Here is a 21,340-nt window from a genome sequence, read left to right on the forward strand (position 1 = left end):
GCAGCAGGCGGCCCTCACCCCCAGCCCCTCTCCCGCAAGCGGGAGAGGGGAGCGAAAATCCCGCATCTGATCGAGGTTCACACCATGTCTGAATCCACCACCGCACCCGCGTTCAAGCCGAAGAAGTCCGTCGCCCTGTCCGGCACCGCCGCCGGTAACACCGCCCTGTGTACCGTTGGCCGCAGCGGCAACGACCTGCACTACCGTGGTTACGACATCCTGGACCTGGCCAACACCAGTGAGTTCGAGGAAATCGCCCACCTGCTGGTGCATGGCAAGCTGCCGAACAAGGCCGAACTGCGTGCCTACAAGGCCAAGCTGAAGGCGCTGCGTGGCATCCCGGCATCGGTGAAGGCCGCGCTGGAAGAACTGCCGCCATCGGCGCACCCGATGGACGTGATGCGCACCGGCGTTTCCGTGCTGGGCTGCGTGTCGCCGGAGAAGGACGACCACAACCACCCGGGCGCCCGCGACATCGCCGACAAGCTGATGGCATCGCTGGGTTCGATGCTGCTGTACTGGTACCACTGGAGCCACAACGGCAAGGTCATCGACGTGGAGACCGACGATGACTCGATCGGCGGCCACTTCCTGCACCTGCTGCACGGCGAGCAGCCGCGCGAGTCCTGGGTCAAGGCCATGCACACCAGCCTGATCCTGTACGCAGAACACGAATTCAACGCCTCGACCTTCGCCTGCCGCGTCATCGCCGGCACCGGCAGCGACATGTACAGCGCCATCACCGGCGGTATCGGCGCACTGCGCGGACCGAAGCACGGCGGTGCCAACGAAGTCGCCTTCGAAGTGCAGAAGCGCTATGAAACCCCGGATGAAGCCGAGGCTGACATCAAAGCCCGCGTCGAGCGCAAGGAAGTGGTGATCGGTTTTGGTCACCCGGTCTACACCGTGTCCGATCCCCGCAACAAGGTGATCAAGGACGTCTCGCGCGAGCTGTCGGCCGAGCAGGAAAACATGAAGATGTACGACATCGCCGAGCGTCTGGAGTCGGTGATGTGGGACATCAAGAAAATGTTCCCGAACCTGGATTGGTTCAGCGCCGTCAGCTACCACATGATGGGCGTGCCGACCGCGATGTTCACTCCCCTGTTCGTGATCGCGCGTACCGCTGGTTGGAGCGCGCACATCATCGAGCAGCGCATCGACGGCAAGATCATCCGCCCGAGCGCGAATTACACCGGGCCGGACGATCAGACCTTCGTGCCCTTGGATAAGCGCGCTTGATGAAGCCAAAGCCATCTCCGCCACAAGCGAGATGACGCCTGCACCATCTCCGCCACAAGCGAGATAAAGCCCCTCTCCCGCCTGCGGGAGAGGGGTTGGGGTGAGGGGAAGCTTCTAGCACGTACAGCGCGCTTCAAGCCCATAGAAAAAGCGAAGCAAAGCCGAAGCCAAAGCCAAAGCCAAAGCCAAAGCTCCCCCCATCCGCCCTTCGGGCACCTTCCCCCGCAAGCGGGAGAAGGGAAACCTCAGGTTCCAAGTGTTGCTGTGGGATTGCTGCAATTGCATGCATCCGCGAGCAATCCACCGCAACACCAGCAAGCCCAGACCCTCACAGGCCAGCCATGAATACCGATCACCGCAAACACCTCGCAGGCAGCACGCTCGACTACTTCGATGCGCGCGCCGCAGTCGATGCCATCCAGCCCGGCGCCTACGCCACGCTGCCCTATACCTCGCGCGTGCTGGCCGAAAACCTGGTGCGCCGCTGCAACCCGGCCACGCTCACCGATTCGCTCAAGCAGCTGATCGAGCGCAAGCGCGACCTTGATTTCCCCTGGTTCCCGGCACGCGTGGTCTGCCACGACATCCTCGGCCAGACTGCATTGGTCGACCTGGCGGGTCTGCGTGACGCCATCGCCGACAAGGGCGGTGATCCGGCCAAGGTCAATCCGGTGGTGCCGGTGCAGCTGATCGTCGATCACTCACTGGCCGTTGAATGCGGTGGCTATGATCCGGACGCGTTCAACAAGAACCGCGCCATCGAAGACCGCCGCAACGAAGACCGCTTCCACTTCATCGACTGGACCAAGCTGGCCTTCGAGAACGTCGATGTGATTCCGCCGGGCAACGGCATCATGCACCAGATCAATCTGGAGAAGATGTCGCCGGTGATCTACCAGCAGGGCGGGGTTGCCTTCCCGGATACCTGTGTTGGCACCGACAGCCACACCCCGCATGTGGATGCGCTGGGTGTGATCGCCATTGGCGTGGGCGGGCTGGAAGCCGAGAACGTGATGCTCGGCCGTGCCTCGTGGATGCGCCTGCCCGATATCATCGGCGTCAAGCTGAGCGGCAAGCCGCAGCCGAACATCACCGCCACCGACGTGGTGCTGGCGATCACCGAGTTCCTGCGCAAGGAACGTGTGGTTGGTGCCTACCTGGAGTTCTTCGGTGAAGGCGCTGCCGCACTGACCATCGGTGACCGCGCCACCATCTCCAATATGTGCCCGGAATACGGTGCAACCGCGGCGATGTTCTACATCGATCAGCAGACCATCGATTACCTGCGCCTGACCGGCCGCGAGGAAGCGCAGATCGCGCTGGTCGAGAACTACGCCAGGACCACCGGTCTGTGGGCGGACGCACTGGAAACCGCGCAGTACGAGCGCGTTGTTGAGTTCGACCTGTCCAGCGTGGTGCGCAACATGGCCGGCCCCAGCAACCCGCACAAGCGTCTGCCGGTGTCGGACCTGGCCGAGCGGGGCATCGCCGACGAAGCCAAGCTGCTCAGCGGCAAGGGCGAGGAAGCCGAGGGCCTGATGCCGGATGGCGCGGTGATCATCGCCGCCATCACCAGTTGCACCAACACTTCCAACCCGCGCAACGTGATTGCCGCCGCGCTGCTGGCGCGCAACGCCAATGCGCGCGGTTTGACCCGCAAGCCGTGGGTGAAGTCGTCGCTGGCGCCGGGTTCCAAGGCGGTGCAGCTGTATCTGGAAGAGGCTGGTCTGCTGCCGGACCTGGAGAAGTTGGGCTTCGGCATCGTCGCTTTCGCCTGCACCACCTGTAATGGCATGAGCGGCGCGCTGGACCCGAATATCCAGCAGGAGATCATCGATCGCGACCTGTACGCGACCGCAGTGCTGTCAGGCAACCGCAACTTCGATGGCCGCATCCACCCGTATGCCAAGCAGGCCTTCCTCGCTTCGCCACCGCTGGTGATCGCTTACGCCATCGCCGGTACCGTGCGCTTCGACATCGAGAAGGACGTGCTGGGTGTGGATGGGCAGGGCAACGAAGTGCGCCTGAAGGACATCTGGCCGAGCGACGCCGAGATCGATGCGGTAGTGAAGGCGGCGGTGAAGCCGGAGCAGTTCCGCAAGGTCTACAACCCGATGTTCAACGTCCGCGTCGAGCATGGCGAGAAGGTCAGCCCGCTGTACGACTGGCGCCCGCAGAGCACCTATATCCGCCGCCCGCCGTATTGGGAGGGTGCATTGGCCGGTGAGCGCACGCTGCGCGGCATGCTGCCGCTGGCGGTGCTGCCGGACAACATCACCACCGACCACCTGTCGCCGTCCAACGCGATCCTGCTGTCCAGTGCCGCGGGTGAGTACCTGGCCAAGATGGGCCTGCCCGAAGAGGACTTCAATTCCTACGCCACCCACCGCGGCGACCACCTCACCGCGCAGCGCGCCACCTTCGCCAATCCCAAGCTGTTCAACGAGATGGTGCGCAACGAGGACGGCAGCGTGAAGCAGGGCTCGCTGGCGCGGGTGGAGCCGGAAGGCAAGGTCATGCGCATGTGGGAAGCGATTGAAACCTACATGGAGCGCAAGCAGCCGCTGATCATCATTGCCGGTGCGGATTACGGCCAGGGCAGCTCGCGTGACTGGGCCGCCAAGGGTGTGCGCTTGGCCGGTGTTGAAGCGATTGCCGCCGAAGGCTTCGAGCGGATTCACCGTACCAACCTGATCGGCATGGGCGTGCTGCCGCTGGAGTTCAAGCCCGGCACCAACCGCAACACCCTGGGCATCGATGGCACCGAGAGCTACGACGTGATCGGCCTGCGAACCCCGCGTACCGATCTGACCCTGGTCATCACCCGTCGCAACGGTGAAGTGCTGAAGGTGCCGATGACCTGCCGTCTGGATTCGGACGAGGAAGTCGCGATCTACGAGGCCGGCGGCGTGCTGCAGCGGTTTGCGCAGGACTTCCTGGAATCGGCAAACGCATGACGCCAGAGCCCCTCTCCCGCGCGCGGGGTGAGGGGGCCTGCAAGCGAACCCCTGGTTCGCGGCCCCACGAACGCCCTTGCGCCAGCGCAAGGGCCGGGGCGCGGAGCGGGGGTTGGGGTGAGGGCAGGGGCGGCGCGTGCTGTCTCCGAACCTCCATTTCAAGATCGAAGCAAGGAAACCCGCACCATGTCCCACATCCCCCAGATCAAGATCCCGGCAACCTACATGCGCGGCGGCACCTCCAAGGGCGTGTTTTTCCGCCTGGAAGATCTCCCGGCCAGCGCCCAACAGCCGGGTCCGGCACGTGACCACCTGTTACAGCGGGTAATCGGCTCGCCAGACCCGTACGCCAAGCACACCGATGGCATGGGCGGCGCCACCTCCAGCACCAGCAAGTGCGTGATCATCTCGCCCAGCAGCAAGCCTGATCACGATGTGGATTACCTGTACGGGCAGGTGTCGATCGACACCGACTTCGTCGACTGGTCCGGTAACTGCGGCAACCTGTCGACCGGTGCGGGCGCGTTCGCGCTGCACGCTGGCTATGTCGATCCGGCCCGGGTCCCCGAGAACGGCATCTGCGCGGTGCGTATCTGGCAGGCCAACATCAACAAGACCATCATCGCCCACGTTCCCATCACCAACGGCCAGGTGCAGGAAACCGGTGATTTCGATCTCGATGGCGTCACCTTCCCGGCAGCAGAAATCGTGCTGGAGTTCATCGACCCGGCCGATGAGGGCGAAGGCGAGGGCGGCGGCGCGATGTTTCCCACCGGCAACCTGATCGACGAGCTCGATGTGCCGGGTGTTGGCAAGCTGCAGGCGACGATGATCACCGCGGGTATTCCCACGGTCTTCATCAATGCAGCGGACATCGGCTACACCGGTGCCGAGCTGCAGCCGGCCATCAATGACGACAAGGCGGCGTTGGCGAAGCTTGAAGCGATCCGTGTCGCTGGCGCGCTGCGCATGGGCCTGATCAAGACGCCGGAAGAAGCTCTCAAGCGTCAGCACACGCCCAAGGTAGCCTTCGTGGCGCCGCCGCTCGACTACGTCTCCAGCGGCAGCAAGCAGATCCACGCCGCCGACATCGACCTCAATGCCCGTGCCATGTCGATGGGCAAGCTGCACCACGCGATGATGGGCACCGCCTCGGTGGCCATCGCCACGGCAGCGGCAGTGCCGGGCACGTTGGTCAACCTGGCCGCCGGTGGTGGCCAGCGTGATGCGGTGCGTTTCGGCCATCCCTCCGGCACGCTGCGCGTGGGTGCCGCGGTCGCGCTGGTTGATGGCCAATGGACCGTCACCAAGGCGGTGATGAGCCGCAGTGCCCGCATCCTGATGGAAGGCTGGGTCCGTGTGCCGGGTGATGCGTTCTGAGTTTCCATGTCTTGCTGGTATGGACGTCAAACGCGGTGAGGGTCGCTGAAATCAGCGGCCCTCTTCTTTTTGGCGGTAGTGGAAACTCGGAAGGATCAGGTGCCGCATGGCGGACCAGCTTCCAGACGAATCCCCTGTAGAGGGCTCATCGCTACACAAGTCCTTACATGCCCGCTGGTTATACTCCGGCGATCTGCGGGAGGACGCCATGGGTAACAGGATGTTGAAGCATATGCGTTGGGCTGCGGCCGCCTTGGTGGCGCTGGCCTTGGTTGCAGGATGCAGCAGGAACGAAACCGGGCAGCTGCCCGGGGCCAGCGGTGAGGCGATCCAGACCAAGCAGGAAGAGGTCAAGGGTTTCGCCATGCTGCGCGCCTACCCTGACCAGAAGGGTGGCGACGGCCTTGCGCTGGCGGTGGAGTTCTCGCGCCCGCTGGTCGGCACCCAGGACTTCGACAAGTTGCTGCGCTTCGAGGAGAAGGTTGGCAACGAGGACAGCAGCTGGTCGCTGTCCGATGACGGCAAGACCCTGCGCTATCCCTATGTGGAGGCGGCCAAGGAATACACGCTGATCATCTCTGCCGACCTGCTGGCCGCTGATGGCAACCGGTTGGGCACGGAAGTGAAGCAGAAGGTCTTCACCGGCGAGCTGGATCCTGCGGTTGGCTTTGCCTCGCAGGGCAGCGTGCTGCCGGCGCGCGAGAGCCGCGGCCTGCCGGTGGTTTCGGTGAACGTGCCGGAGGTGGATGTCGAGTTCCTGCGCGTGCGCGAAAAGGACCTGCCCAGCTTCTTCAGCCAGTACCAGCGCGGCGGTCGCCGTGGCAGTTGGGAGCTGGACAGCGAATACGGTGACAAGACCCCGCTCAACCAACTGGCCGAGCCGGTCTACGTCAACCGCTTCATCCTGGGTGGCAAGCAGAACGAGCGGGTGCTGACCTATCTGCCGATCCAGGACGTGAAGGAGCTGCAGCAGCCCGGCCTGTACTTCGCGGTGATGAAGCGCACCGGCAGTTTCGACAACGAATTCGATACCTCGTTCTTCACCGTCAGCGACATCGGCCTGCATACCCGTGCCTACAAGGACAAGCTGTTCGTCCATACCGCTTCGTTGGCCGACGGTTCGCCAGCCAAGAAGGTCGAGCTGAAGGTCATCGACGGCAAGGGCGAGGTCATCCTCCGTGGCCAGACCGACGGCAACGGCAATGCTTTGCTCAACTACACCCTGGATGCCGCCCACGTGCTGGTTGCCAGCAGCGGCAGCGATACCACCATGCTGCCGTTCAACCAGCCGGCGCTGGACCTGAGCGAGTTCGCCGTGGCCGGGCGCCAGAACGCCAACTTCGACGTATTCGCCTGGTCCGGGCGTGACCTGTACCGCCCGGGCGAGACCGTGCGCATCTCCGCGCTGCTGCGCGACAACGACGGCAAGACCCTGGCCGGGCCGGCCACCGGCGGCCAGCCGGTGTTCCTGCGGCTCAAGCAGCCGGACGGCAAGACCTTCCGCGAGACCCGCCTGCAGCCGGGCGAGCAGGGCTATTTCGCGTTCGAGCAGACCATCCCGGTGGAAGCACCAACCGGGCGCTGGACCGTCGAGTTCCGTACCGATCCGGCCAGCAAGGAAGCGGTGCAGGGCATGACCCTGCGCATCGAGGAATTCCTGCCCGAGCGGATGAAGCTGGACCTGGCCAGCGCACAGAAGACGCTGAAGCCGGGCGAGGCGCTGAAGCTGCAGGCTGATGCGGCCTATCTGTATGGCGCACCGGCCGACGGCAACCGCTTCACCGCGCGAATGGCGGTGGCGGTGGAGCAGCACCCGGTCGAGTCGATGCCGGGCTGGTTCTTCGGCGACCCGACCGTGCAGTTGCCGCGCGAAGCCAATGATGTGATCGATACCACCCTGCCCAAGGACGGCAAGCTGCGCGAAGACGTTGCGCTGCCGGCCGAGGCGGGCAAGGGCACTACCGTGGCTGCGCTGCTGTCTGGCAGTGTCTACGAAACTGGCGGTCGCACCGTTACCCGCACCTTGAAACGGGTAATGTGGCCGGCACCGGCGCTGGTCGCCGTGCGCCCCTTGTTCAACGATGCCGATGGCGCCGATGCCAATGCCAATGCGCGCTTCGAGCTGATGCGGGTGGATGCCGATGGCAAGCCGCAGCCGGCCAAGGGCCTGAAAGTCACCCTGGTGCGCGAGTTGCGCGACTACCACTGGACTTATACCGACAACCGCTGGGATTACGACTTCACCCGCCGCTTCGAGAACAAGGAAACCCGCACCATCGACGCCGGTGCGACCTCAGCCCGCTTCGACTTCCCGGTCGAATGGGGCGAGTACCGGGTGGACGTTTTCGATCCGGCCACCGGCCTGACCATGCGCTATCCGTTCCGCGCCGGTTGGAGCTGGGACGATCAGAACCGTGGGCTGGATGCCCGCCCTGACAAGGTCAAGCTGTCGCTGGACAAGACCGCTTATCGCGCAGGCGACACCGTCAAGGTCACGCTGACTCCGCCGCATGCCGGTCGTGGCGTGCTGATGGTCGAAAGCGATCGCATGCTGTACGTGCAGGACATCGATGCCAAGCCGGGCAGTACCTTTGAAATCCCGGTGACCAAGGACTGGGAGCGGCACGATGTCTACATCACCGCACTGGTGTTCCGTGGTGGCAGTGCGCCCAGCAAGATCACCCCGGCGCGTGCCGTCGGCGTGGCGCATGTGCCGATGGACCGTCGCGACCGGCGGGTCGCGGTCGGTTTGATCGCGCCCAAGCAGATGCGTCCGGAGCAGCCGATGACGGTCACTGTCAGCGCGCCCGAACTGGCCGGCAAGCCGGCGCACGTCACTGTCTCGGCGGTGGATGTGGGCATCCTCAACATCACCCGCTTCCCGGTGCCGGATGCGCCTGGGCACTTCTTCGCGCAGCGTCGGCTGGGCGTGGATGCCTATGACATCTATGGTCGCGTGATCGAGAGTTTCGAGGGCAATAGCGGCAAGTTGAAGTTCGGCGGCGACATGGCCTTGGCGGCCTTGCCGCAGGCCAAGCGGCCGACCGCGCGCGTGCAGACCGTGGACCTGTTCTCTGGCCCGGTGGCGCTGGATGCCAAGGGCAATGCGCGGGTGCAGCTGCAGGTGCCGGATTTCAACGGCACCTTGCGCGTGTCGACGATGGTTTATTCGGCCGACCGCTACGGCAACCGTGATGTGGAGACGCTGGTGCGTGCGCCGATCCTGGCCGAAGCCAGCATGCCGCGGGTGATGGCACCGGGCGACCGCAGTACGGTCACCCTCGACGTGCAGAACTTCACCGGCAAGCCCGGCGAGTTCAATGTGCGTGTGGACGGTGAAGGCCCGCTGGGCATTGGCGAATCGACCCGCACGGTGCAACTGGCGGCGGATGCCAAGAGCACGCTGAGCTTCCCGCTGACCGCGCAGGAAGGCTATAGCGTGGCCAAGGTGCGGGTGCGGGTGGACGGCAATGGCTTCAAGGTGGACCGTCGCTACGAGCTGCCAGTGCGTGCGGCGTGGCCGTCGGTGCTGCGCTCGCAGACCCGCACGTTGGATCCGCTGGCGCCGATCACCCTGGACAGCAGCTTTGCCAATGGGCTGATGGGCGGTTCGGTCAATGCGCGCATGCTGGTCAGTGCCTTGCCGCCGATCCCGTTCGCATCGGCCCTGCAGGGCGCCTTGAACTATCCCTATGGCTGCGCCGAGCAGACCACCAGCAAGGGGTATGCAGCGCTGATGCTGGATGAGGCGACGTCGGCGATGCTCGGTGCCGATGGTCTGGACGCCAAGGTCCGCCGCGAGCGCATGGAAGGCGCGTTCGGCCGGCTGGCTTCGATGCAGGTGTCCAACGGCAACTTCTCGATGTGGGGCGATGACGACTACATCAATCCGGCACTGACGCCGTATGTCGCCGAGTTCCTGCTGGACGCCAAGGACGCCGGCTTCGCGGTGCCGGAAAACGTGCTGCAGAAAGCGTTGAACCGCATCAGCGAGGACCTGCTCAGCGGCGGCAACCAGTTCTACGGCAGCGATAGCCGCGATGGGCTGAAGTTCGCCAACCAGGCCTATTCCGGCTATGTGTTGGCACGGGTAAACCGCGCGCCGCTGGGTACGCTGCGCACGCTGTGGGACAACGAGCGCAGCAAGGCGGTGACCGGCCTGTCGCTGGTGCATCTGGGTGCGGCCCTGGCGATCCAGGGTGATAGCAAGCGTGGTCAGGCAGCGATTGCCGCAGGCTTCGCCAAGTCCACCGCGAGCCGTCCGGAGTACTTTGGTGACTACGGCACCCGCCTGCGAGATGAGGCCTTGATGATCGCGTTGTTGCACGAACGCGGGCTGTCCAAGCCGGAGTACGACGCGCGCGTGATTGATCTCGGTCGTACATTGGATGTGCGCCGTGGCAGTGGCTTGATGTGGCTCAGTACGCAGGAGCAGGTGGCGCTGGCGCGTCTTGGCAAGGCCTTGATGGCCAACCAGAAGAAGCTGGTGTCCGGCGAACTGGCGGTTGGCGACAAGGTCGAGGACATCAGTGCTCGCAAGGCCTTTGGTCGCGTGTTCGACATGGCGCAGCTGGCGCAGGGCGTACGGTTCTCGCCGCAGGGCGAGGCACCGATGTTCGCCAGCCTGGACATTGCGGGCATCCCGCGTCAGCCGCCGGCACCGGACAACAGCGTGATCGGCATCGAGCGTTCCTGGTTCGGCACCGACGGCAAGCCGTGGACGCCGCGTCCATTGAAGGAAGGCGAGGCACTGATCGTGCGCCTCAGCGTCACCTCCAACTCGAACATGCCCGATGCATTGCTCACCGACCTGCTGCCGGCTGGCCTGGAAATCGAGAACTTCAATCTCGGCGATGCCAAGCAGTGGGCCGACGTGGTGGTGGGTGAGGTCAAGGTGAGTGACCGCTCCAGCGCCGCCGACGTCAAGCACGAGGAGTTCCGCGACGACCGCTATGTGGCTGCATTGAAGCTGTCACGCGGCAGTACTGCCCACGTGTTCTATCTGGTGCGTGCGGTCACCCCGGGTACCTACATGGTGCCGCCGCCGTTGGCCGAGGACATGTACCGTCCCGACATGCGCGGCGTGGGCCGTTCCAGTCCGAGCACCATCACGGTGGTGCAGCCGTAACCGGCTCCTGCTTCCTCCCTTTGCCAACGGCAAGGGGAGGGCTGGGGAGGGGGAAGCTCTTCCGCGGCCAAGCCGTTCCGCCCCAGCTCCACAGGCAATGTCTGAACAATCATCCCCATTGAAAACGCGCGCCTCCCGGCTGAAACACGTTGGCACCCGCGTGCGCGCCGTCTTTACGCTCCGCAACCTGCGCTGGGCGCTCGCCGCCCTGCTGACATTGCTGCTGGTGCTGGACCTGGCATTCCCGCTACCACTACCGAGATCACGCGATACCAGCACCTTGGTGGTCGCGCGTGACGGCACGCCGCTGCGCGCCTTCGCCGATGCCGAAGGCGTGTGGCGTTACCCGGCAGACGCGAAGACCATCTCGCCGCTGTACCTGCAGGCCTTGTTGACCTACGAAGATCGCTGGTTCTGGCGCCACCCCGGCATCAACCCGTGGGCGCTTGCACGCGCCGGCAAGCAGATGCTGCTGGAACGGCGCATCGTCTCCGGCGGTTCCACGCTGACCATGCAGGTCGCGCGCATCCTCGATCCGCACACGCGTACGCCCTGGGGCAAAGTGAAACAGCTGCTGCGTGCGCTGCAGCTGGAACTGCATCTGAGCAAGTCGCAGATCCTCGATCTGTACCTGGAGCGCGCACCTTACGGCGGCACCATCGAAGGCGTGGAAGCGGCCAGTTGGGCCTATCTGGGCAAGTCGGCCACGCATCTGTCGCAGGCCGAGGCCGCATTGCTGGCGGTGCTGCCACAATCCCCGAGCCGGCTGCGCCCGGATCGCCATCCCGAGGCCGCGCAGCGCGCCCGCGACAAGGTGCTGGCACGCATGGCTGAGCTCAAGGTGTGGTCGGCCGATGATGTGGCCGACGCGCGTATCGAGCCGGTGGTCGCGCGCTCACTGCAGCAGCCCCTGCATGCCGCCTTGCTGGCGCAGCGCATGCGTAGCACCTATCCGCGTGTTCCGCAGATCGAAACGAGCATCGACAGCGGCCTGCAACGCACGCTGGAAGAACGTGTCTCTTCCTACTTCTCACAGCTGCCCGAACGCACATCTGCCGCACTGCTGGTGATGGACAACACTACGCTGGAGGCGCGCGCCTATGTCGGCTCGGTCACCTTCGCCGACAAGGCGCGGCTCGGCCATGTGGACATGGTGCAGGCCTGGCGCTCGCCAGGCTCAACGCTCAAACCGTTCCTGTATGGCATGGCCCTGGATGACGGCCTGATCCATTCGGAAAGCCTGATCGTCGATGCGCCGCAGAATTTTGGTGGCTACCGGCCGGGCAACTTTGATGCGGCGTTCAATGGTCCGGTCGGCGCGGCAACGGCGTTGCGGCTGTCCTTGAATGTGCCCTCGGTGGATCTGCTGGACCGCGTTGGGCCATCGCGATTTGCGGCGAGGCTGGGCAATGCCGGCATCAATCTGCGTTTTCCGCACGGCACCCAGCCCAGCCTTGCGCTGATTCTCGGTGGCACCGGTGCTCGGCTGGAGGATCTGGTCGGCGCGTTCTCGGCGTTGAATCGCGAGGGTATCGCCGGTCGCGTTCGATACACGCCGAAAGACCCACGCATCGAGCGCCGGTTGGTTTCACTGGGTGCGGCTTGGATCGTGCGTGATGTGCTCGAATCCAATCCGCGCCCCGGTTACGGAGTAGACACTTTCGATACAGGCAACCGACCGCGCGTCGCATGGAAGACTGGCACCAGTTACGGCTACCGAGATGCCTGGGCGATTGGCAGCACACGCTCCTACACGGTCGGCGTATGGGTTGGTCGTCCGGATGGCACGCCGTTACCCGGCCAATACGGCGCGGTGACGGCCTTGCCGCTGATGTTCGAGGTCATCGACAGCCTGCCGCGCCAGGCCGCTGACAACGCAGTGCGGGCACGGCCAGACAGCGTCAGCGAGGTCGAGATCTGTTGGCCGTTGGGCATTGCTGCCGAACAGACGCCAGCAGCGATGTGTCAGCGCCGTTTCCCCGCCTGGGTGTTGGACGGCGTGGTGCCACCAAGCTTCCCGGAGCGCGAGGCGCGGCTCTGGCAGTCAGGGCGCATGCGTTTCCAGGTGGATGCGAAGACTGGCCAGCGGCTGTCGCCCGGTTGCGAAGGCCATCCGCAGATCGAGGACCGCGAGATCGCACGTTGGCCTGCGATGGCCTCGCCGTGGCTGACCGTGGCACAGAGGCAGGCGCAAAGCCTGCCGCCATTGGCATCGGACTGCGCCGATGACGGGCGGCAATCCGATGGTGTACTGCACATCGAGGGCTTGAATGACCTGGCCACGCTGGCTAGGCCGCCGGGCGCCCAGCACGGCCCGCGCCTGCAGCTGCGTGCCTTGGGCAGCGAGGCGACGATTGAATGGCTGCTCGACGGCCGCTGGATCGCCCAGACGCAAGGCAGCCGCACCTTCACTCGCGATTTCAACGATGCCGGCGAACACACACTGACGGCGTTGGCAGCCGACGGCGCATGGACGCGCGTACGCTTCCGCGTAGCCAACTAACAACTATGTAGTGCCGAGCCATGCTCGGCAGAAGCTTTCCAAACAAAGCCCTGTAGTGCCGAGCCATGCTCGGCAAGGGGCTTTCCAAGCAAAGCCCCTGTAGTGCCGAGCCATGCTCGGCAAGGAGCTTTCCAAGCAAATCCCTGTAGTGCCGAGCCATGCTCGGCATGGGGCTTTCCAAGCAAAGCCCCTGTAGTGCCGAGCCATGCTCGGCAGGAGCTTTCCAAGCAAAGCCCCTGTAGTGCCGAGCCATGCTCGGCAGGAGCTTTCCAAGCAAAGCCCTGTAGTGCCGAGCCATGCTCGGCAGGAGCTTCCCACGCAATCCGCGCTTGTGGGAGCGGCGTAAGCTGCGAAACAACAAATGAATCAGGTTGCAAAGCTCCCTGCAACTTCAGCGCTGTCAGCTTCGCGGTTTACGCCGCTCCCACAACGTTGGGACTGTTGGCAAAGCCCCAGCCGAGCATGGCTCGGCTCTACAACTCTGGGTTTGCTGGTAAGGCTTCAGCCGAGCATGGCTCGGCTCTACAACGTGGGTTTGCCGGTAAGGCTTCAGCCGAGCATGGCTCGGCTCTACCCAGCCGCCGGCTTACTCGCCGATCCAGCCTTCCAGTAGATCGGCGAACTCATCAGCATGCTCCTCCTCCTGCGCCAAGATCTGCTCCAGGATGCGCTTGGTGGTGGTGTCCTTGTCGCCGATGAAATTGATCATCTCGCGATAGCTGTCGATGGCAATGCGCTCGGCGATCAGGTTCTCGCGCACCATGTCGCGCAGGTTGCCGCCTTCCTTGTACTCGGCATGGGCGCGGGCGGTGAGGGTGTCCGGATTGAGGTCGGGCTCACCGCCCAGCTGCACGATGCGTTCGGACAGCAGGGCGGCGTGTGCCTGCTCCTGCTGCGCGTGTTCCAGGAACTCGGCTTTCACCGAGTCGGCCAGCATGCCCTTGGCCATGTAGTAGTGCCGGTAGTAGCGCAGCACGCACACCCATTCGGTGGCCAGCGCGTCATTGAGCAGTTTGATCACCGCCGTGCGGTTGGCACTGTAGGTCGGCGTTACCGCACCGTCCTCGATGCTCTTGCGCGCGTTGGCGCGCAGGGTTTTCCGATCAGTGATTCCTGCCAACTGCGTTGTTTTTGTCGACTTGGCGGCGGGCTGCTTGCTCATGGCTGGCCTTTCCTTCTATTGAATCCCTAGGTGGGGAGATGGGCGAGCACATGCTCAGCCCCGGATACCTCGAATTGTCCTGGCTGTTCGATGTAGGTAGCGCGGACCACGCCGTTCTCGATGTACAACGCAAAACGACGCGAACGGATGCCCATGCCGGACGCGCTGGCATCCATTTCCAGGCCCAACGCACGGGTGAAGTCGCCGTTGCCGTCGGACAGCATCTGCAGCCCATCCGGCACCGATTGGCTCTTGGCCCAGGCCTGCATCACGAACGGGTCATTGACCGCCATGCAGAACACTTCGATGCCGCGGTTGCGGAAATCCTCGAAGTGCTCGACGTAGCCAGGCAGGTGACGGGCCGAGCAGGTAGGGGTGAATGCGCCGGGAACCGCGAACAGCACCGCTTTGCGGCCATCGAACAGTGCATGGGTGTCGATCGTCTCCAGCCCTTCGCGCAGGCGTTTGAGGGTGACTTCAGGGATGCGATCGCCAACGTTGATGGACATGCAGGACTCCTAGACTGAATTTAAGTTTAAAGAGACGGGGGAAGCACCGCGTCAACAGCTTGAAAAGGCGGTCTTCACACAATACGTCGTGTGCATGGGAAAGGCAGCGCCATTCCGGCATGCCAGTCCCCTATCTTGCAGGAGGACATCATGAGCATCGTACGTTACCGCCAGTGGCCGACCCAGTCCGAGATTCATCAGTTGTTGTCGCCATTGCTTGAAACCGTCACCGGCAATACCGCGTCAGCATGGGTGCCGGCAGTGGATATCCGTGAGGAAGCCAATCGTTTCGTTGTTTCGGCCGACCTGCCCGGCGTTGACCCCGCCAGCATCGACGTGCAGATGGAGAAGGGTGTGTTGACCATCAGCGGCCAGCGCAGCGCACCGGAACTGGCCGAAGGCCAGCGACTGACCCGCAGCGAACGGGGCCAGGGTGTCTTCAACCGCCGTTTCGTGCTGCCGGACAGCGCCGATGCCGAGGGCATTGTTGCCCACAGCCACAATGGCGTATTGGAAGTGCGCATTCCCAAGCGCAGCGAGGCGGCACCGCGCCGCATCCAGGTGGTGCAGGGCCAGCCCAACGCCTGATGGCGTGAGCGAACTTCCACCTGCGCAGGCACCGTGGCCCGGTAGAATGGGGCCACGGCGCCTGCCGATTGCACGATGGCCCGTTGCCGCAAGGTGTCGGGCCAGCTTTTTTTCAGAGGTGTGAGGATGGAATTCAAGGATTACTACGCCACGCTTGGGGTTGAACCCAGCGCCGGTGATGCCGAAATCAAGACGGCCTACCGTCGGCTGGCGCGCAAGTACCACCCGGACGTAAGCAAGGAAGCCGGCGCCGAGGAGAAATTCAAGGCAGTCAACGAGGCCTATGAGGCGCTGCGCGATCCGGCCAAGCGCAAGGCCTATGACCAGCTGCGCGCGCAGGGCTATCGCCCGGGCGAGGAATTCAATGCCCCGCCGGGCTTTGGCGGCGGGCAGGGGTTTGATTTCGAGGAAGTGTTCGGCGGCGGCAATGCCAACGGCGGTTTCAGCGATTTCTTCGAGAGCCTGTTTGCTCGCCAGCGCGGTGGCGCAGGTGCGGGTGGGCGGCGTCCGGGCCCGGGTTTCGGTGGTGCCGGCCCGCAGCCGATGCGCGATACCCGCGCAAAGCTGTCGGTGCCGCTGGAGGCTGCCTACAACGGCGATAGCCTGCGCATCACCGTCGACGGTCGCCAGCTCGATGTGCGTGTGCCCAAGGGCATCCGTCCGGGTCAGGTGATCCGCCTCAGCGGGCAGGGCAGCGGCGGCGGCAATTTGATGTTGGAAGTTGAGTACGCCTCGCACCCGCAGTTCGAGGTGGATGGCCGCAATATTCTGTACACCTTGCAGGTGACCCCGTGGCAGGCCGCTTTGGGCACCAGCATCAGCGTGCCGACGCTTGGTGGTTCGGTGGAACTGAAGGTGCCGGCCGATTCGGACAGCGGCCGCAAGCTGCGCCTGCGTGGCCGTGGTTTGCCTGGCAGTCCGGATGGCGACCAGATCGTGGAGCTGGAAGTGATTGCGCCGGTGGCGAGCAACGAAGCCCAGCGCAAGGCGTACAAGGACCTGGCCAAGGCGTTTGGCGAGGACTGAGTGCGGTTCGGTTCGCGCTGTTGCTGTTGAAGAGAAGCAGGCTTTGCCCGCTTTTCTTTTTTTCTTTGGTTTATGTCTTCAGCTAGAAGCTTGCCCTCACCCCAACCCCTCTCCCGCAGGCGGGAGAGGGGCTCGGATTGCTTGCGCTCGCAGTGCACTGGCAGCCGACGCATTGCTAGCCCCTCTCCCGCGCGCGGGAGAGGGGTTGGGGTGAGGGCAAGCTTCCAGCAAGCAAACCCAAAGCAAACCCCAACCGCAAAAAACAAGAAAGGCGGGCAAAGCCCGCCTTTCCAAACAGCTTTCCCCAAGAAAGCAGCATCACCCAACCGGCGGTGCCTCGGCACTGAACACCTGCGCGATCACCGCCGACAGATCGCCTTCGGTAAACGGCTTGGTGATGTACGCCTTCGCCCCCTGGCGCATGCCCCACAAGCGATCGGTGTCCTGATCCTTGGTGGTCACCAGGATCACCGGGATGTGCTGCGTGGTCGCCTCGCGCTTGAGCGTGCGCGTTGCCTGGAACCCATTGAGGTTCGGCATCACCACGTCCATCAGCACCAGGTCCGGCAACACCTGCTTGGCAACCTCCACCCCAGAGGCGCCATCAGTTGCGGTGAAAATCTCATGCCCCAGCTTTTCCACAATGCGCTGGATGCCCATCAACTGCGATGGTGAATCGTCGACGATCAGGATACGCGCCATGTTTTTCCCCAAGTAGTGGCGGCAGTGTAGTGCTGGCGCGCCGCCGGCGTGAAGTGACGCGACTCACGCCGGCGCGACTTGAGGCCGATATCAGTCGATTCTTACGACGGTGCGGCCGAAGGATTTGCCTTCCAGCATCGTCGCGAAGACCTCGGGCAGACCATCCAGGCCTACCTCGCGGGTACAAATGCGGTCCAGGTGACGCGGCTTCCAGTCGCTGCCCAGGCGCTGCCAGACCTGCTCGCGGATGTCGCGGGCGGTGCCGGCGGAAGCCACGCCGAGCAGCGAGACGCCGCGGATGATGAAGGGCATCACCGTCATGTCCAGCTCGCCGGAGGCGGCCAGACCGGCCGACGCCACGTTGCCATAGGGGCTGGTCTGCGCCAGCAGGCTGGTCAGCATGCTGCCGCCGACATTGTCCAGGCCGCCGCCAAAGCGCGCTGATTCCATAGGCCGGGTCGTGGCCAAGGCATTGCGGCCGAGGATCTGGCTGGCACCGATGGCGGTCAGGTACTCCGCCGCCTCGGCCTTGCCGCTGATGGCATGCACCTCGTAGCCCGCCTGGCTGAAGATGTCGACCGCCAGCGAACCGACCCCGCCGGTAGCGCCGGTGACGGCCAGCGGGCCGAGGGCTGGCGTCTGCCGGTTGTCGGTCATGCGCAGCAGCGCCAGCGCGGCGGTGAAGCCGGCCGTGCCCAACACCATGGCCTCGCGCAGGCTGAGCTGGGGCGGCAGCGGGATCACCCACTTGGATTCCAGGCGCACGTACTGGCTGTAGCCACCGTCACGGGTCTCGCTCAGGCCGCAGCCGGTAGTCAGTACCTGGTCGCCCTCGCGGAAGGCCGGGTCGCTGGAGGCGACTACTTCGCCAGCCACATCAATGCCGCCAACCAGCGGGAAGCGGCGCAGGATCTTGCCCTTGCCGGTGCCTGCCAGTGCATCCTTGTAGTTGACCGAGGACCAGCGCGCGCGGATCACCACCTCGCCCGGGCTCAGTTGGTCCAGGTCCACTTGTTCAGGACCGCTGCGGTAGCCAGCGTCGTCATTGTGGATGCGGAAGGCGGTGAACGGGGCGGTAGGGGACATCGGTGGGCCTGCGTCGGAACGGGGGAGTGCAACCATAACTGTTGTGAAAAGGCCGGTCTGCCCTTATTCCTGTTCAGAGCAGGTGCCGGGCGGGGCCTGTACGCACACCGCGGACCCGCCTTGGCTGGTGCTCGCACCGCAGGATCGGCTACTTGGCTAGCTGATTGGCGGGCAAAACGTTCCGTTCAGGTAGCCCCGAACCTGTTCAGAGTCTGCCTTGTTAGAATCGGGATTCGATAGATGGTCAGGTCCTCGGCGGGAGCCCCCGCAGCCTGGCCCTTACAGATGGAGCATGCATGGCCTGGAATACACCCGGCGGCAACAGCGGTGGTGGTGCGGACAACAACCGCGCGCCGCGTACGCCACGTGGCGGCAGTGGCGGAGGTTGGGGTGGTGGACTGCCCGGTCCGCTGCGCGACCTGTTTGATGGCGGTATCTGGCGCTGGGTGCTGGTCGCATTGGGTCTACTGCTGTTGTTCTCCAGTTTCCAACTGATCGGCGAACAGCAGCGTGGCGTGGTCCTGCGCTTTGGTGAGTACTCGCGCATCCTGCAGCCGGGCCCCAACTTCAAGCTGCCGTGGCCGCTGGAATCGGTGGTCAAGGTCAATGCGACCCAGATCAAGACCTTCAGCAGCAACGTGCCGGTGCTGACCCGTGACGAGAACATCGTCAACGTGTCGGTCAACGTGCAGTACCGCGTGGACGACCCGCGCGAGTACCTGTTCGGTACCGTTGATGCCGACCAGATGCTGGAACAGTCCGCGCAGAGCGCCGTGCGTGAGCAGGTTGGCCGCGCTGACCTGAATACCGTGCTGAATAACCGTGGTCCGCTGGCCGTGGTGGCCGAGCAGCGCCTGCAGGCCTCGCTCAAGAGCTACAAGACCGGTCTCAGCGTGACTGGCCTGACCCTGCCAGACGCCCGTCCGCCGGAAGAAGTGAAGCCGGCCTTCGATGAGGTCAACGGTGCCCAGCAGGTCAAGGAACGCCTGATCAACGAAGCCCAGGCTTATGCCGCCAAGGTTGTACCGGAAGCGCGCGGCCAGGCCTCGCGTGCCCGCACCACCGCCGAAGGCTATAAGCAGGCCATCGTCGCCCGCGCCGAAGGTGACGCACGCCGCTTCACCCTGTTGCAGGGCGAGTACAAGAACGCGCCGGAAGTCACCCGCAAGCGTCTGTGGCTTGAAACCGTGCAGCAGGTGCTGGCCGAGAACCGCAAGGTCATCGGTGGCGATGGCCGTCAGCTGATCTACGTGCCGATGCCGGCCGATGCCAGCAAGACCGGCAACGCCCCGCAGCTGACCCCGGAGATGGTGGCACCGGCCTTGCCGGCGGCAACCGACAGCATTCGCAACGCGGACCGTTCGGTCTCGCGCTCGGCATCGCGTGAGGAGGCCGGCCGATGAAAAATTCAGTCGTTATCGGCGTAGTCGTCGCAGTGTTGCTGGGCCTGCTGGGCTCGGTCTACGTGGTGCGTGAAGACCAGACCGCGATGGTGCTCAACCTGGGCAAGGTGGTACGTGCGGACATCAAGCCGGGCCTGCACTTCAAGGTGCCGCTGGTTGAAACCGTGCGGGTGTTCGACCGTCGCTTCCAGGTGTTGGATACCGCTCCGGCGCGTTACTTCACCGCCGAGCAGAAGGACGTCAGCGTCGACTTCTTCGCCATTGGCAGGATCTCCGACGTGCGCGCCTATTACCGCGCCACCGGCGGCGACAGCAAGATCGTCAACGCCCGCCTCGCACCGATCATCACCGATTCGCTGCGTAACCAGATCAACTCGCGCACCTTGCAGGCGCTGGTATCCGGTGACCGTGGCGAGCTGATTGCCGGCCAGCTGAAGTCGATCAACGAGGCGATTGCAGCCTTGGGCATGGAGATCATCGACCTGCGCATCAAGCAGATCGACCTGCCGACCGACAGCCAGGTGATCGCCGACGTCTACGAGCGTATGCGCGCCCAGCGTAAGCAGGAGGCCGCCAAGCTGCGCGCCGAGGGCGAAGAGCAGTCGCTGACCATCCGCGCCCAGGCCGACCGCGAAAGCACCGTGATCGTGGCCGAAGCCGAGCGCGATGCGCAGCAGCTGCGCGGTGAGGGCGACGCCCAGGCCGCGTCGATCTACGGCAAGGCCGGTTCGGCCGACCCGTCGTTCTACGCCTTCTACCGCAGCCTCGAGGCCTACCGCGCCTCGATGACCGACGGCAACGGCGTGATCGTGCTCGACAAGAACGACCCGTTCCTGCAGTACATGAAGAGCGATCGCTGATCGCTCGGTTTGGGCCTTGCTCAAGCCCCTCTCCCGCATGCGGGGTGAGAGGGGCTGCTTGCGAACCGTCGGTTCGCTGCCCATCGAACGCCCTTGCGCCAGCGCAAGGGCCGGGGCGCGGAGCGGGGGTTGAGGTGAGGGCAGCCTCTGGCTCTGTAGTGCCGAGCCATGCTCGGCAGAAGCTTTCCCGACAAAGCCTGTAGGAGCGGGCGTAAGCCGCGAAGCAGGTAGCGCTGAAATCACAGGCTGGGCTGCAATCTGGTGAGTCCCGGGCTTCGCGGCTGACGCCGCTCCTACAACTGTTATCCCGGTATTGCCCCTGCCGAGCATGGCTCGGCACTACAGGTTCGGCTATCTCAGCAAAACTCTTGCCGAGCATGGCTCGGCACTACCCGGTTTTTGAAGACTCTGACGCATGCAAGACCTCTTTTCCGCCCTCTGCCTCGTGGCCATCATCGAGGGCCTGTTCCTGTTCATCGCGCCGCTGGCGTGGAAGCGGATGGCCGCGCAGATGCTGGATCAACCTGCTGCCTCCCTGCGCGGAATGGGCGCTGCGGCGCTGCTCATCGGCTTGGCGGTCCTGTGGTGGGTCCGCCACTGAACCAAACCCTGACGCCCATACCAACCTGTAGCTTCGGGGGTGGTAGCTGTCAGTCAAAACCCGGATAATCCACAAAAGCCGGTCGGGCTTACTCCTCCTGGAGTGCCCCGTTCGGCTTTTTCCGTGTATGGCCCTGGCGTTTGCCGGATGCTCCCCGATGGGGCGTCCATGATGGCGGACCGCAGCGCAGCGC

14 protein-coding genes are annotated in these 21,340 nt (G+C 64.3%); 10 read left to right on the plus strand and 4 right to left on the minus strand.

Annotation, left to right across the window (positions count from 1 at the left end; genetic code table 11):
• The first annotated feature begins 84 nt into the window (after positions 1-84).
• The 5 genes from prpC to pbpC all read left to right on the plus strand — a co-directional run bounded on the left by prpC (position 85) and on the right by pbpC (position 13,210).
• Entirely contained in the window at positions 85-1,242 is a 1,158-nt protein-coding gene (gene prpC, locus ACVOLS_RS09040) for a bifunctional 2-methylcitrate synthase/citrate synthase (protein WP_481545362.1), read from the plus strand.
• Positions 1,243-1,583: 341 nt separating this feature from the next.
• A complete protein-coding gene (gene acnD / locus ACVOLS_RS09045) occupies positions 1,584-4,199 on the plus strand; it encodes a Fe/S-dependent 2-methylisocitrate dehydratase AcnD (RefSeq protein ID WP_481545363.1) in 2,616 nt (871 codons plus the stop codon).
• A 186-nt stretch (positions 4,200-4,385) separates the two neighbouring features.
• On the plus strand, positions 4,386-5,579 hold the full coding sequence (gene prpF / locus ACVOLS_RS09050; RefSeq protein WP_481545364.1) for a 2-methylaconitate cis-trans isomerase PrpF: 1,194 nt from the start codon (positions 4,386-4,388) through the stop codon (positions 5,577-5,579).
• Between the two features lie 208 nt (positions 5,580-5,787).
• Positions 5,788-10,707, plus strand: a complete 4,920-nt coding sequence (locus tag ACVOLS_RS09055) for an alpha-2-macroglobulin family protein (protein WP_481545365.1) — start codon at positions 5,788-5,790, stop codon at positions 10,705-10,707.
• 97 nt (positions 10,708-10,804) lie between these two features.
• Positions 10,805-13,210 carry a penicillin-binding protein 1C gene (gene pbpC / locus ACVOLS_RS09060; protein ID WP_481545366.1) on the plus strand — a complete coding sequence of 802 codons (2,406 nt, stop codon included), beginning with the start codon at positions 10,805-10,807 and terminating at the stop codon, positions 13,208-13,210.
• 586 nt (positions 13,211-13,796) lie between these two features.
• Here the strand turns inward: pbpC and ACVOLS_RS09065 are convergent.
• Both ACVOLS_RS09065 and ACVOLS_RS09070 read right to left on the minus strand, forming a co-directional pair.
• On the minus strand, positions 13,797-14,372 hold the full coding sequence (locus ACVOLS_RS09065; RefSeq protein ID WP_481545367.1) for a ferritin-like domain-containing protein: 576 nt from the start codon (positions 14,370-14,372) through the stop codon (positions 13,797-13,799).
• A gap of 26 nt (positions 14,373-14,398) precedes the next feature.
• Positions 14,399-14,881 carry a redoxin family protein gene (locus tag ACVOLS_RS09070; protein ID WP_481534261.1) on the minus strand — a complete coding sequence of 161 codons (483 nt, stop codon included), beginning with the start codon at positions 14,879-14,881 and terminating at the stop codon, positions 14,399-14,401.
• Positions 14,882-15,031: 150 nt separating this feature from the next.
• Here ACVOLS_RS09070 and ACVOLS_RS09075 point away from each other — a divergent pair, with 150 nt between their 5' ends.
• On the plus strand, positions 15,032-15,469 hold the full coding sequence (locus ACVOLS_RS09075) for an Hsp20/alpha crystallin family protein (RefSeq protein ID WP_481545368.1): 438 nt from the start codon (positions 15,032-15,034) through the stop codon (positions 15,467-15,469).
• Positions 15,470-15,595: 126 nt separating this feature from the next.
• Positions 15,596-16,495, plus strand: a complete 900-nt coding sequence (locus ACVOLS_RS09080) for a DnaJ C-terminal domain-containing protein (protein WP_481545369.1) — start codon at positions 15,596-15,598, stop codon at positions 16,493-16,495.
• Between the two features lie 318 nt (positions 16,496-16,813).
• On the opposite strand, the gene pilH is transcribed toward ACVOLS_RS09080, so the two are convergent.
• On the minus strand, positions 16,814-17,197 hold the full coding sequence (pilH, locus tag ACVOLS_RS09085; RefSeq protein ID WP_481545370.1) for a twitching motility response regulator PilH: 384 nt from the start codon (positions 17,195-17,197) through the stop codon (positions 16,814-16,816).
• Positions 17,198-17,287: 90 nt separating this feature from the next.
• The gene (locus tag ACVOLS_RS09090; protein WP_481545371.1) at positions 17,288-18,283 is read right to left on the minus strand and encodes a YhdH/YhfP family quinone oxidoreductase; all 996 of its coding nucleotides are present in this window, start codon (positions 18,281-18,283) and stop codon (positions 17,288-17,290) included.
• Between the two features lie 296 nt (positions 18,284-18,579).
• Between ACVOLS_RS09090 and hflK the strand changes: the two genes are divergently transcribed.
• From hflK to ACVOLS_RS09105, 3 genes are all read left to right on the plus strand, one after another.
• On the plus strand, positions 18,580-19,686 hold the full coding sequence (gene hflK / locus ACVOLS_RS09095) for an FtsH protease activity modulator HflK (protein WP_481545372.1): 1,107 nt from the start codon (positions 18,580-18,582) through the stop codon (positions 19,684-19,686).
• On the plus strand, positions 19,683-20,546 hold the full coding sequence (gene hflC / locus ACVOLS_RS09100; RefSeq protein ID WP_481508788.1) for a protease modulator HflC: 864 nt from the start codon (positions 19,683-19,685) through the stop codon (positions 20,544-20,546). The genes hflK and hflC overlap by 4 nt, the downstream gene beginning before the upstream one ends.
• A gap of 415 nt (positions 20,547-20,961) precedes the next feature.
• Positions 20,962-21,147 carry a DUF2065 domain-containing protein gene (locus ACVOLS_RS09105; RefSeq protein WP_481545373.1) on the plus strand — a complete coding sequence of 62 codons (186 nt, stop codon included), beginning with the start codon at positions 20,962-20,964 and terminating at the stop codon, positions 21,145-21,147.
• The last annotated feature ends 193 nt before the right edge of the window (positions 21,148-21,340 follow it).

The sequence above is a fragment of the Stenotrophomonas sp. STEN038 genome, assembly GCF_056759895.1.